11 protein-coding genes are annotated in these 13205 nt (G+C 67.7%); 8 read left to right on the top strand and 3 right to left on the bottom strand.

The window, feature by feature from the left end; translation table 11 throughout:
• Positions 1 to 3: 3 nt before the first annotated feature.
• Both EL266_RS02500 and EL266_RS02495 read right to left on the bottom strand, forming a co-directional pair.
• Entirely contained in the window at positions 4 to 870 is an 867-nt protein-coding gene (locus EL266_RS02500; RefSeq protein ID WP_051280930.1) for a polyphosphate polymerase domain-containing protein, read from the bottom strand.
• Positions 871 to 943: 73 nt separating this feature from the next.
• Positions 944 to 1597, bottom strand: a complete 654-nt coding sequence (locus EL266_RS02495; protein WP_084500439.1) for a DUF4956 domain-containing protein — start codon at positions 1595 to 1597, stop codon at positions 944 to 946.
• Positions 1598 to 2208: 611 nt separating this feature from the next.
• Between EL266_RS02495 and nrdH the strand changes: the two genes are divergently transcribed.
• The 6 genes from nrdH to EL266_RS02465 all read left to right on the top strand — a co-directional run bounded on the left by nrdH (position 2209) and on the right by EL266_RS02465 (position 6797).
• Entirely contained in the window at positions 2209 to 2454 is a 246-nt protein-coding gene (gene nrdH / locus EL266_RS02490; protein WP_026426228.1) for a glutaredoxin-like protein NrdH, read from the top strand.
• A gap of 17 nt (positions 2455 to 2471) precedes the next feature.
• Positions 2472 to 2882, top strand: coding sequence for a class Ib ribonucleoside-diphosphate reductase assembly flavoprotein NrdI (gene nrdI, locus EL266_RS02485; RefSeq protein ID WP_026426227.1), 411 nt, complete (start codon positions 2472 to 2474; stop codon positions 2880 to 2882).
• On the top strand, positions 2867 to 5023 hold the full coding sequence (gene nrdE, locus EL266_RS02480) for a class 1b ribonucleoside-diphosphate reductase subunit alpha (RefSeq protein WP_026426226.1): 2157 nt from the start codon (positions 2867 to 2869) through the stop codon (positions 5021 to 5023). Before nrdI ends, nrdE begins: the two co-directional genes overlap by 16 nt.
• A 322-nt stretch (positions 5024 to 5345) precedes the next feature.
• Positions 5346 to 5591, top strand: a complete 246-nt coding sequence (locus tag EL266_RS02475; RefSeq protein WP_051280929.1) for a FitA-like ribbon-helix-helix domain-containing protein — start codon at positions 5346 to 5348, stop codon at positions 5589 to 5591.
• Positions 5591 to 6010, top strand: coding sequence for a PIN domain-containing protein (locus EL266_RS02470; protein ID WP_026426225.1), 420 nt, complete (start codon positions 5591 to 5593; stop codon positions 6008 to 6010). Before EL266_RS02475 ends, EL266_RS02470 begins: the two co-directional genes overlap by 1 nt.
• Positions 6011 to 6311: 301 nt before the next feature.
• Positions 6312 to 6797: a pyridoxamine 5'-phosphate oxidase family protein gene (locus EL266_RS02465; protein ID WP_169719933.1), complete on the top strand. Its 486-nt coding sequence runs from the start codon at positions 6312 to 6314 to the stop codon at positions 6795 to 6797.
• Between the two features lie 135 nt (positions 6798 to 6932).
• Here the strand turns inward: EL266_RS02465 and EL266_RS02460 are convergent, their stop codons facing one another.
• Positions 6933 to 9677 (bottom strand): lysylphosphatidylglycerol synthase transmembrane domain-containing protein, encoded by a 2745-nt coding sequence (locus EL266_RS02460; protein WP_026426223.1) that lies wholly within the window; start codon positions 9675 to 9677, stop codon positions 6933 to 6935.
• Positions 9678 to 10049: 372 nt separating this feature from the next.
• Between EL266_RS02460 and EL266_RS02455 the strand changes: the two genes are divergently transcribed.
• Positions 10050 to 11021, top strand: coding sequence for an alpha/beta hydrolase (locus tag EL266_RS02455; RefSeq protein WP_026426222.1), 972 nt, complete (start codon positions 10050 to 10052; stop codon positions 11019 to 11021).
• A 476-nt stretch (positions 11022 to 11497) separates the two neighbouring features.
• Positions 11498 to 13189, top strand: coding sequence for a DUF5979 domain-containing protein (locus tag EL266_RS02450; RefSeq protein WP_331852940.1), 1692 nt, complete (start codon positions 11498 to 11500; stop codon positions 13187 to 13189).
• Positions 13190 to 13205 lie beyond the last annotated feature (16 nt).

The following is a 13205-nucleotide window of genomic DNA, read 5'->3' as shown; positions in this document are numbered from 1 at the left end:
TGCTCAGGCGGCGGTGGTGAGCTCGGCGAGCTCGTGAGTCATGGTTCGGTGCCACCTGTTGGCTGGCAGTGCGGGATGCAGCAGGGCCATGCCGGTGGCGTACTTCGAGATGCGCCGGGGGCGGTGGCCGCCGGCCCACAGAAGGCGGTCGGTCGAGCTGTGGCCCGACAGGCTCTTGGTCTCCACGACGGCGCAGCCGGTGGTCAGCGGCTCGCTCGGGCTGACGCGACGAGGCTCTGCCGGTGCCGGGGTGGGGGCCGTGGGGGCGCGCCGCGAGCTGCGGGTCAGTCGCCGCCAGGTCAGCGTGGTGTCGAGGGTGGTGCGGGTTCGGTCGGGCAGTAGCAGGGTGGTGCGCTCGTAGGTGGTGGATAGCACCGGGCTCAGGGTGAGAGCGAGCTCCTGTGCCTCATCGGGGGCGGCGACCCCCGAGGTGATGAGGCAGTCCGCCACGAAGGCGCGGTCCTGATCGGTCAGGTGGGCGTCGTCGGCCTGGTGCTCCAGGCGGCACTTGACGGTGGTGCCGCGTGCGCCGACGGTCTTGACCTCCAGGAAGCACAGGGCGGAGTCCAGGTAGGTGCGGGTGCGGACCTTGAAGCGCCGCCGGCGCCCGCGGGCGGCCAGCAGGTAGGAGTCCAGGTCCGGGGTGTCGAAGTAGGTCGAGGCGTAGGCGAAGCGGCGCCTGCCGTGGATCTCCAGGACGCGGGCGCCCTTGAGGCGGTTGACGAGCACCTGGGCCTGGCTCGCGGGCAGGAGGTACTTGCGATCCACGCGGGTCTGGAGCCCTGCGGCGGCGTTGAGCTCGGCCAGAGTGGTGGTGGGCAGGTGGGCGGTGCGCACATCCGGTGCGATGGGTGCGATGGGCGTGGTCATGGGCAATCCTCTCTGCGAGCGCGTGGCTGGATTCCGGGCGGTTCGTGCTGGTCGTGGGCGGCGAGGGGCCGGCTCAGTTCGCGGCGACGGCATGCTGGGCGCCGGCCCAGGTCTCGGCCGGACTCGCGGTCGGGGAGACGGCGGGCGGGAGCACCATGTCGGTGGGCGGCAGGGCGTGGGAGGGTCGCGGCAGCTGGAAGCGGACGTCGACCATGGTGGTGTCGTTGACCAGGTCGAGGCGCTGGACCTCCACCGAGCGCACGCGGCCTCCCAGAGTGCGCTCCAGGTGGGCGATGAGCGCGGTCTCGTTGGGGATGGCGCGGTCGAGCAGGATGACCTGGTGGCGGTGGCGGCGCATGAGGGCGGGGTGGTCGCCGATGAACAGGGAGGCGACGACCAGGGCCATGAGGGTGGCGGTCAGGGCCAGGGGAGCGGAGTTGATGCCGCCGAGCAGGCCCAGGGCCAGAGCGGCGAAGAAGTAGGCGACCTCGTGCTGGCTCAGCTCGGTGGAGCGCAGGCGGATGATGGACAGCACGCCGAACAGGCCCAGGCCCAGGCCGGCGGCCACGGTGGCGGTGGACAGCAGGAGGGTGACGGCCAGGACGCCGATGTTGACGCCGATGTAGGCGGCGGTCAGGTCCTTGCGGCTGTGGCGCGGGGCGTAGAGGGCGCCCACGAGGATGGCCAGGGCGATGAGGTCGGCGGCGATATGGGGGAGGGCGGACATGAGGGGTGACTCCTGAGTGTTGCGTGGCCCGTTCGGGCTGACAGTGATGAGTCAAGGCGCGCAGTCAATGAGGAGCCTGTGAAAGGAGCATGGGTCAGGTATGGGTTGATCTGGCCCGCTCCGGCTGGGCGGTGCGGGTGGGAAGGCGCGCCGCTCGGGGCTCGTGTCTGTGGGTCGGAGGCGACACGCCGGAGACACGCCGGGGCGCAGATGAGTTCGAGGGATTTTTCCCCAGCGTGGGGATGAGGAGGGGGCGGGGGTGGGGGAGCGCTTGTGGTGACGAGGCCCGATTCATGTCACACCCCTGAGAGACCATGGTTCCGCGGATTGAGGAGCAGGCATCCAGGACGCTCTCAGGAAGTGTTCTGGAGTCTGTCCACGATCCCTCCACAGTCGGTTGGGATGATTTCCACAGGGGGGAGCTCGCTGTGCACAGGGCCATGTCAGACACATCATGTTGGGGTGGTGGACCCGATCGACCCCTAGGGGTAGTGTCTTGCTCAACGGGGGCATCCAGGCCTTCCGTGAATGACAAGCATGTGGTTACACCGGTGCTCTCCCCCTCCAGGGACGGTCCGGCCCAGCCACAGGAACCCGAGGAAGAGACTGCCATGTCCATCACCGTCTTCAGCAAGCCCAACTGCGTCCAGTGCACGGCCACCTACCGCGCCATGGACAAGGCCGGCCTGCCCTACGAGACGGTGGACATCTCCGTGGACGCTCAGGCGCTGGAGCAGGTCAAGGCCCTCGGCTACGCCCAGGCCCCGGTGGTCATGGCGGGTGGCGAGCACTGGTCCGGCTTCCGCCCGGACAAGATCAAGGCCCTCGCCTCCGCCGTCGAGGTCCTCGCCGTCTGAACCGGGGGGCGTGCGCTGTGAGCAGCAAGCCCCTCCTGGTCTACTTCTCCTCCACCTCGGAGAACACTCACCGCTTCGTGAGCAAGCTGGGCTTCCCAACGGCCCGCATCCCGCTGCGCCCCGGTGAGGGCGAGTTGACCGTGGAGGAGGAGTACGTCCTGGTGGTGCCCACCTACGGTGGTGGGTCTGCCAAGGGGGCGGTTCCCAAGCAGGTCATCGCATTCCTCAACGACCCGCACAACCGCTCGTTGTGCCGAGGCGTCATCGCCTCGGGCAACACCAACTTCGGCGAGGCCTACTGCCTGGCCGGTGACATCATCGCCAGCAAGCTCGGGGTGCCCTTCCTGTACCGCTACGAGCTGCTCGGCACCCCGACGGACGTTGCACGCGTCAAGCAAGGATTGGAAGACTATTGGCAGACACGCTGACGGACACCGGCTCGGAGACCGTGTCCTCCCCGGAGATGGACTACCACGCCCTCAACGCCAAGCTGAACCTGTATGACGCCAATGGCCTCATCCAGTTCGACGCCGACCATGAGGCGGCTCGCCAGTACTTCCTCCAGCACGTCAACCAGAACACGGTCTTCTTCCATGACCTGGAGGAGAAGCTGGAGTACCTGGTGACCGAGGGCTACTACGAGGGGCACATCCTGGAGAAGTACTCCCCCGCCTTCGTCAAGTCGGCCTTCAAGGCGGCCTACGCCCACAAGTTCCGCTTCGAGACCTTCCTGGGCGCCTTCAAGTACTACACCTCGTACACGCTCAAGACCTTCGACGGCAAGCGCTACCTGGAGCGCTTCGAGGACCGGGTCACCATGGTGGCCCTGACCCTGGCCGACGGCGAGGAGCAGCTGGCCCTGGACCTCATCGAGGAGATGATGACCGGCCGCTTCCAGCCGGCCACCCCCACCTTCCTCAATGAGGGCAAGGCCCAGCGCGGTGAGCCGGTCTCCTGCTTCCTGGTGCGCATCGAGGACAACATGGAGTCCATCGCCCGGGGCATCAACTCGGCCCTGCAGCTGTCCAAGCGCGGCGGCGGCGTGGCCCTGCTGCTGACCAACCTGCGGGAGATGGGCGCGCCCATCAAGCGGATCGAGAACCAGTCCAGCGGCGTCATCCCCGTCATGAAGCTCCTGGAGGACTCCTTCTCCTACGCCAACCAGCTGGGGGCCCGCCAGGGCGCGGGGGCGGTCTACCTGCACGCCCACCACCCGGACATCATGCGCTTCCTGGACACCAAGCGCGAGAACGCCGATGAGAAGATCCGCATCAAGACCCTGTCCCTGGGCGTGGTCATCCCGGATATCACCTTCGAGCTGGCCCGCAACAACGAGGACATGTACCTCTTCAGCCCCTACGACGTCGAGCGCGTCTACGGGGTGCCCTTCGCGGATATCAACGTCACCGAGAAGTACCGCGAGATGGTCGACGACGGGCGCATCAAGAAGAAGAAGATCAACGCCCGCACCTTCTTCCAGACCCTGGCTGAGATCCAGTTCGAGTCCGGCTACCCCTATGTCATGTTCGAGGACACGGTCAACCGGGCCAACCCGATCGCCGGCAAGATCATCATGTCCAACCTGTGCTCGGAGATCCTCCAGGTCTCCGAGGCCAGCCGCCTCAACGAGGACCTGTCCTTCGATCACGTGGGCAAGGACATCTCCTGCAATCTGGGCTCTCTCAATATCGCCAAGACGATGGACTCCCCGGACTTCGCCAAGACGATCCGCACTGCGGTGCGCGGGCTCACGGCGGTCTCCGACCAGACGCACCTGCCCTCGGTGCCCTCCATCGATCGGGGCAACCACGAGTCCCACGCCATCGGCCTGGGGCAGATGAACCTCCATGGCTTCCTGGCGCGCGAGCGCATCTTCTACGGCTCCCAGGAGGGCCTGGACTTCACGAATGTGTACTTCGCCTGCGTGCTCTACGCGGCGCTGAGCGCCTCCAACGAGCTGGCGGTGGAGCGCGGTGAGAGCTTCGTGGGCTTCGAGGACTCGGCCTACGCCAGCGGGGAGTTCTTCGAGAAGTACACGACTCAGGACTTCGTGCCGGTGACCGATCGCGTCAAGGAGATCTTCGAGAAGTCCTCGGTGCATGTCCCCACGCGCCAGGACTGGGCGGAGCTGGCGGCCCGGGTCAAGGAGGGCGGCCTGTACAACCGCAACCTCCAGGCGGTGCCTCCCACCGGGTCGATCTCCTACATCAACAACTCGACCTCCTCGATCCACCCGATCGTGGCCAAGGTGGAGATCCGCAAGGAGGGCAAGATCGGACGGGTCTACTACCCGGCGCCCTTCATGACCAATGACAACCTGGAGTACTACCAGGACGCCTACGAGATCGGGCCCGAGAAGATCATCGACACCTACGCCGCGGCCACCCAGCACGTGGACCAGGGGCTGAGCCTCACGCTCTTCTTCCCGGACACGGCCACCACCCGCGACGTCAACCGCGCCCAGATCTACGCCTGGCGCAAGGGCATCAAGACCCTCTACTACATCCGCCTGCGCCAGGCCGCCCTCATGGGCACCGAGGTCGAGGGTTGCGTGTCCTGCATGCTGTGAGGCGGAGGGTCGGGAGATGGCGCACGGTCCAGGACGACTGAGCGACCATCTCGCCGGCCCGGGCGTCGACTACTGGGTGTGTCATGCGCGAGACCCGGCTCGCCCACCGTCCGGAAGGCTGCCGGGTTCATTTCGCAGGGCTACTGCCCTGAGCGGGTCCCATCATACGCCAGCGTTTGTCCACAAGGCTGACGTTGTCAGCCCTCAGCACGGGCCCTGGGAGCCCGGGCGATCCATCGCTTGGCGGCGCCCGGGCTGTCCTGTAAGCGCTCGCCGAAGTCGCCTGGGCCTGCTCTCACAGGTCAATGCTAGCATTGCTGTCATGTCTACGCTGACGATCCGCAATCTGGACTCGGCGACGCACCGGGGCTTGCGGCTGCGCGCGGCTGCGCATGGGCGCAGCGTCGAGGCTGAGGTCCGTGCCATTCTCGACGACGCGACCCGTCGCCAGCGGCGCGGCAACATCGCCCTCGCCTTTCGCGACCTTGCGCTCGCCGAGGGCGGCATCGACCTCGATCTGCCGCCGCGCACCATCGACGACGACCACCGCGCGGTGGAGCTCGACTGATGTTCCTCCTCGACACCAACATCATCTCCGAGGCCATGCGCACCACGATGGACCCGAAGGTCGAGGCATGGCTGAACGACTCCGCTGCCGTCGACTCCTACCTGTGCGCCGTCACTCTCATGGAACTGCGGTTCGGCTACCTGCGCCTGCCGCGAGGACGCCGTCGTGACTACTACGAGTCAATGACGGATGTTGTGGAGCAGCAGTACGCGGACCGGCTGCTACCGGTTGATGCCGCGGTAGCGCGCCTGGCCGCGCGCGCTCGAGCCGAGCGCCAAGAACAGGGCATGGCGACCTCCGTTCCGGATGCGCAGATCGCTGGGGTGGCGCTCGCCCACCACCTCGTGCTCGCAACGCGCAATATCAAGGACTTCGCGGGCATCACCGGGCTGCGCGTGCTCAATCCCTTCGAGTCGTAACCGGCCTTTCTCGCCATCCGTGTATCGGCTCCTCCTCCGATCGGCTACCCCACATGGGCGATCCGTGCCATACCTGGCCCTGGGGTGAGTGGTGTTTGGCGGGCATTCCTGTTCCGCCGCCTGGCCCGTTGCGTCGAGCGGGACTGGAGGCAGACGATCGAGGCGACTTGCCCCGCCTCGGCGGCAGATCCGCCGCGAGTCGTTGCCCGCTGCTGTTGGCGCTGTACCTGCGTGACTGGAAGACTGGTGCTGCCCGCGCCGAGGAGGGCGCCCGGCTGTGCTGAGAGAGGATGGGATCGCCGTGAACTGGACGACCGATGGTCCACTGGAGATCGGCGTCGTGCTTGCGCGCGTGGAGGAGGTCCTGGCCACCCACCAGTTGTGCATCCTGGGAACCCATGAGGAGCAGGGGCCGCGGATGACGCCCTGCTTCTTCGCCCCGATGTCGGGGCCTCGCCTGGTCTTCGTCTCCTCGACCAGCGCCCGGCATATCACTAATATTGAGGCCGACTCGCGCAGTTCCGCCCTTATTGTGGACTCGCCCGGCTCGGGGGAGCGGCGCCTGGTCTCTCTGCAGATGACCGGGACGGTGCATGGGGCCACCGGCACTGAGCGCCTCAAGGCCGCGGCCATCTATGCCAAGCATCAGGCGGCTCGCCTGCCCGGAGCGGCCAAGGCGGCCGACCTGGGCTCCAAGCGGGTCTTCATCCTCCAGCCCCACAGCATCGAGCTCCTCGACACCGACCTCCACCGCCAGACCATCCGCCTCCAGATGTCTCCACGGTGACCCCATGTCAGCTCTGCGGCCGCACAACCCAAGCGCGTCCACCCAGGTCATGACGTAGTTGCCGTTGGGCACTGAACCGCTTGGCCGCCTAACGACGGTCGCCGCGGACACACAGGCCCGCCATGCTGACCCGCTCTACAGATCCCCGAGCTTTTGGAGGCGCTGGAGGCTCAGCCAGCCCACGGGGATGGGGATCCAGAAGGTGACCAGGCGGTAGACCAGGGCGGTGGACAGGGCCACGCCGGAGGGGATCCCTGCGGTCACGAGCCCGGCGGTCAGGGCCAGTTCCACCGGCCCGATGCCGCCGGGGGAGGGCACCACGGAGCCCACCGTGTTGGAGGCCAGGTAGGTGATGGCCAGCACCGAGAAGGACAGGGTGTAACCGAAGGCCCACAGGCTGGCGCTGAAGGCAAGCACATAGCTGAGCGTCAGCATTACCGCGCCGCCCACCCCGGCGGCCAGCCGCACAGGATTGGACACCACCCACAGCAGTCGGGGCAGCACCTGACGGTAGGTCGGCTCGACCTTGGCCCACACCCAGGTGCGGGCCGAGGGCACCAGCAGAGCCCCGGCCACCAGCAGCACCAGGGCGCCGGCGGCCACCAGCACCCATCCCGAGGGCAGGGTCAGGCCGGTGGACTGGCCGGTTGTGGCCGCCAGGATGATGAGCAGCAGGACGGTCACGGCGAACTGCACCACCTGGACCAGCGCGACCGTGGCCACCCCGGTCGCCGTCGGCACGCCCTTGCGGTTGAGGAAGCGCAGGTTGATCGCCGCGCCGCCCACCCCGGCGGGCGCCACCAGGGCCACCACGGAGCTGGCCAGGTGCACCTCGGTGGACTTCCACACCGAGAGCCTCTCAGGGCTGAAGGCCACCAGCGTCAGACCGGCCCCCACATAGGTGGCCAGGGAGAAGGCCAGCGCCCCCAGCATCCACCAGACATTGGCCGCCGACACGGCCTGCGCCACCTGCTCGAAGTTCAGCTGCGCCAGCACCGTCCAGATCGCCACCAGGGCCACCACCGCCATGATGACCGTGCGCGCCGAGAAGCGGTTGAGCCGGGCGGGCTCGGCGTGAGCCGTGGGCGTCAGGGCCACCAGCGCGTCGCGCAGATCCTGGAGGACCTGCCGGTTGGCGCCGCGCCAGCCCAGGGTCTCGCGGGTCTCATGGGGCAGGACCACCCGCTGGAGCATGGGGGCGATCGAGGCCAGCTGCTGGGTGCTCAGCGAGCGCGAGGCCGCACGAATCGCGCGGTCGACCCCGGCGGTCAGCGCCGTCAGTGCCAGGGCCTGGGCCAGGTCCACGCGCCGTGACAGCTCCGAGGAGATCGTCGCCCCGGAGTCCCAGTCCAGCAGCCAGACTCGGTCAGCGGCGTCGACGACGACGCTGGAGGCGTCGATCGATCCGTGCGCCAGCCCCGCGGAGTGGGCGCGGCGCAGCTGGTCCCACAGCTGGCCCAGGGCCCGGTCGCTGACCTGCTCGCCCAGCTCGCGGATGGACTGGGCCCCCACCACATGCTCGGTGACCAGCAGCACGGACTCCTCAGCCTCGGCCATTCCCAGCAGGCCGGGGGTGCGCACGCCGGCGCGGCGGGCCTCCAGGGTCATCAGCGCGGCGCGCTCGGCGGCGGACCGCAGGGACAGATCACGCCCGGGGGACAGCCCCTTGATCCGGAGCTGGTCCCAGACGGTGCTGAGGAATCCGGCCACCTGCCGGTCGGCGTCCAGAACGGTGACGTCGCGCCGCTGCCCGGCGGCGTCCCAGACGGCGTACATGCGGTGAACCGAGGCGCGCCCATGGGACAGGGCAGAGTTCGAAGCCTCCTGGAGAACCGAGCCCAGGTCGACGTCGCTGGCCGGGGTGATCGTGTTGGCCGGCTCCTGCGGCTCCTGGTCACCCGGGGAATCCTCCCCGATCTGCCGCTCATCGTCCTGGTCGGGCAGGGGCGCCGTCAGCGGGCTCTCGCGGACCTGCACGGTGTAGCCCAGGGGGGCCGTGGTGGTCACCATCCACGCGCTGGCATCGGCGCGGTCCATGCGCACGACGCGCTCGGCGTCGATCCCGGCCCGGCGCAGCGCCCTGATGAGGGTGATGCCGTGGGCCCGGCGATCCTCGACTCCGAAGATGTATCGCGCCACCAGTCCGATGAGGCGGCCCAGCAGCACGGAGAGGATGGCGCCGGGAAGGGTCAGCGCGCTGCGCAGCACCGCCAGGCCGATGACCACCCACAGCGCTCCCCAGCCGGTGCGCACCACGGTGGAGCCATGGCGGTCACCGGCCCCGGTGAGCAGCCCGGCCAGGGCTGCTAGAACCGCCGAGATGCCCACCTGCGCTTTGCCCGAGGGGGTGACGGTCAGCCCCGCGATGAGAGTCTGGGGCGCCCACATCGCGATCGCGGCCACGCTCATCTGGGTGAGGAAGTAGCCGGCGATGCCGGCCAGGGCCGCCTCACCGGTGGAGCGCCACGAGCGGCGCAGGAGGCGATCCAGCAGGACCGCCAGGGGGATGATGAAGGCGACCAGGCCCTCAATGGCCTGCAAGGGGAAGACCACGATCTGGCGCAGGACGGAGGCCAGCACGTTCTGGACATCCTCCGTCACCCCGGTGGTGGTCTCACGGGCGTAGATCGCCAGGATGAGGACGGCGCCGATCCCCAGGATCGTCAGGGTCAGGTCGAGCAGGTCCTCGGTGCGCCGCAGGCGGCGGGTGGGCACATCCACCAGGAGCGCCGTGGAGCGGGGCGAGGCGGGCTGAGGGGTGGGGGAGGGCTCGACGGCGGTGGTCACGCCGATCGCTGGAATGCCGACCGGGGACGTGGAGGGAGTCGCTGCCACGGGCGGATCCTGGCGCGTGCCGGCGCCGTGGGACAGATCGGTCATGAGCCAGATTCTACGAGCGGACCTGCCAGCGCTCATCATGTGGCGGTACGAGCCCGCAGGGCTGGAGCGCCTGCGATGGGCAGATCGCCCCCTGTCGGGCCAGGGGCCGGTATGGGGAGACTGCCCCATGGGGCTCAGATCTCACGAGCGGGCCCGGCGCCGGGGCGCGGTATGCGCAGGCCAGAGGACGTTTGACTCACGGGTTGCACCGAGAATATTCCATGGGGTAGCGTCCATGACGCGTTCCACGAGAACTGGATCAATATCGCTCAGAACCGTTGTTCCTGACTGGATGCGATCCAGTGCAGTGGAATGAGTCCAATGCGGGGCATGCTCAGCTGCCCCGCTGCGAGCCACACACAAGGAGGCGCCATGCCCCAGAGCACCAAGCACAGCCAACCAACCCGAATCCGGATAGACCGCCGCAGCATGCTCAAAGGCTCCGCCGTTCTGGCCACGGCATCGGTTGCGGGTGTCGGCGGGAGCCTGGTCGGTGCCGCACCCGCCCACGCCGCGGGGATGGAGGCCATCGACGACAGGACTCATGGCCGTATGCGGTACGTCCTGGCCTCAACCCCGTCCATCGACTGGAATCCCAGCGTCAACGTGCTCCTCCCGGACGGCTATGACCCCGCTCGGCGCTACCCCGTGCTCTACCTGTTGCACGGAGGCGGGCAGAACTTCCAGAAGTTCAAGGAGGACGACATCGAGGGTCTCACCGCAGGGCGCGATCTCATCGTGGTCATGCCCGACGGCGGGATCGCGGGCTGGTACTCCAACCCCGTGACCTCGAATGCGGGGATGCGCAACTGGGAGAGCTTCCACATGGATGAGCTCATCCCCTGGATCGATGCCAACCTCAGCACCATCCCCGAGGCCGGGGGCAGGGCGGTGTCCGGGTTCTCCATGGGCGGCTTCGGGGCGCTGAAGTACACCGCGAAGTACTACGGCCACTTCGCCTCGGTAAGCAGCCACTCGGGACCCGCCAATCTTCGCGGCGATTGGGGGCACGTGGTCACCGACTGGGCCAACACCACGTCTATGGCCGAGCTCCTGGGCGGCACCGTCTACGGGGTTCCCTGGGATGAGGCTCGTGTCAGCGCCGACAACCCCATGGAGCGCATCGAGAGTTACCGGGGCAAACGCATCTTCCTCGTCGCCGGCACTGCACCGCTGGACCAGGAGGCCGTCGTTCTGGCCACCCAGCGCGAGTTCGGCGGGGCGCTGGAGGCCGCGGGAATCCCCCATGAGCGCTACGAGGAGCCCGATGGGCACTTCGTGCGCAGGGAGCGCCTGCAGCAGGACATTGACGGAGTGATCGACTACCTCATCAAGGCCGGCTGACACGCGGTCCCACCGCAGTGCGGGGGGGGGCGGGCGCACTGCCCGGCCCCCCGCATGCTGCTCCTGGTGCCGCCAAGCAATGGCGCACCACTGGAGTACGGGATGATTTTCGGGCAGTGTTTTGTGTTGGCCAGGCTGCCTCCTCGTTGCTTTCACCACCTGATACCAAGTCGGAGCGAACGTCGCATATCCCAGGGCTGAATCCCTGAGTTCGTATGTGTTGTGGGCGCCGGGTGAGGCTTCGGACGTCGCGGTGTTTTCATGCTCAGAGCTCGGCGATAATCCAATCGTTCGGGTGTTCTGAACTATTGGGTGGCCAACATGGGAGAGGGTGTTTGAGAGATGTGACCGTTTTGCGTCTGATTCGTGACCCGGGGGCGGTGTGCGGGATGGGGATTGGTGGGTAGCCTGGTTGGTGGCGTGCTTCCCCGGCGCGCTGCGACTCCCTGCGCCAGCGCCTCGTGGCTGCGTGCGCGATGCGGCGTTGCTTTGTTGTTGGCTTGTTGAATGGAGCATCGATGCGAGGTCTGCCCGCATTCATCACAGGGCGCGCACACCGTGGCCGGGACCGGAGCGGTGGTTCGCGCCGCCGTGGCGCGCTGCTCGTCGCTGCGCTCCTGGTCGTCGCGGTTCTCATCCCTGCGGGGCGCCCGCCGGCCACCGCCCAGGACTGGGTGGGTCTCAACTTGCGTGTCGTTTATTTGGCTACCGGTGACACCAATGAGATCTCAGCGACAGCATTCGTTGGCTCCAACCCAACCTCCACATTCGCGTACGAGTGTTACGAAAGTGGCAAAGAGGACGAAGGCCCTTTCGCGGAGGGAAAGGTGACGGTGAAGAACCGCGAAGAAACTCGCCTCGATTTCCCCTCGCGCAGCGATGTGAACGACTACTGTAGATTCCGAATCGTCGATGAAAAGGATGTGCACGTACCTGGATTCACGTTTGAATACATGGAGCCACCGATTGCAACCAAGTATCTGACCTCGGATCCGTCAATTATTTCTAGGCTGTATCTCTGGTATGATGTGGTGTGGGGTGATTTCACGGTGTCGAAGGTGGTGTCCGGCGATGACCTTGAGTCGGTGCGGGACAAGACCTATCGGGTTGGTTACTCGTGCACAACCGATGGTGGTGCGGTGATGGACGGCGTGGTCGAGGTCAAGGCCGGGGAGTCGGTGAAGACGACGGTTGTTGAGAGTGACTGCGTCATTACGGAGGAGGACGCCTCGGTCCAAGGTGCTGCTCTGACGACGTCCTATTCGGTCAATGGTGGCGCGTCGACCAGTGAGCCGCCGACGGTGAGGGCGACGCGCGGTGATGGGGGGAACCCGACTGTGACGGTGAATAACCACTATGCCGAGCTTCGCGGTGACTTCGCCGTGGTCAAGACGGTGACGGGGGCTGATGCGGGTGATCGGGAGTTCGTGTTCACCTACACGTGCACCGACCCTGACGAGACCTCGGGCTCGATGAGGGTCCGCGCGGACGGGCAGCCCGTCAACGCCGGGTTCTCACTGCCGAAGGACACCACGTGCACGATCGTCGAGCAGCGCGAGGGAACCGAGATCGAGGGCTACACGCTCTCCGAGCTCGGCCAGGCCACGGTGACGATCACGGCGGGCGCCACGGCCCGCGCCGAGATCGAGAACACCTACACGCCCGTTCCCGCCCCCGAGCCCAGCCCGGAGCCCACCGCCACGGCCACCACCGAGGCCCCCAGCCCCGAGCCCAGCCCTACGGCCACGCAGGCCCCGAGCCCGGAACCCAACCCGGAGCCCACCGCCACGGCCACCACCGAGGCCCCCAGCCCCGAGCCCAGCCCGGAGCCCACCGCCACGGCCACCACCGAGGCCCCCAGCCCGGAGCCGAACCCGTCAGCTACCACGCAGGCCCCCAACCCGGAGCCCATTCCCTCGGCCACCACGCAGGCCCCCGCTCCCGCGCCCAGCCCCTCGGCGGATGGGAATGCGACGGCACCGTCGTCGGCTCCTGCGCCCGCCGGCTCGGCGAGTGCTGGTGCGCCCTCAGCGGGCAGCGGTAGCGCCAAGGACCGCCCGGCACTGGCGCGCACCGGAACCAGCCCCGTTGTTCCCGCCCTCCTGGGCAGTGGGACCGTCCTGGTAGGCCTGGCGCTGCTGCGGGCCCACTCCCGCCGGCGGAACTGAGACCGCCTCAGAGGCA

Source organism: Actinomyces slackii (assembly GCF_900637295.1).
Taxonomy (GTDB): domain Bacteria; phylum Actinomycetota; class Actinomycetes; order Actinomycetales; family Actinomycetaceae; genus Actinomyces; species Actinomyces slackii.
Note: the sequence above shows the minus strand (reverse complement) of the source record. Positions and strands in the feature narration are given on the sequence as shown.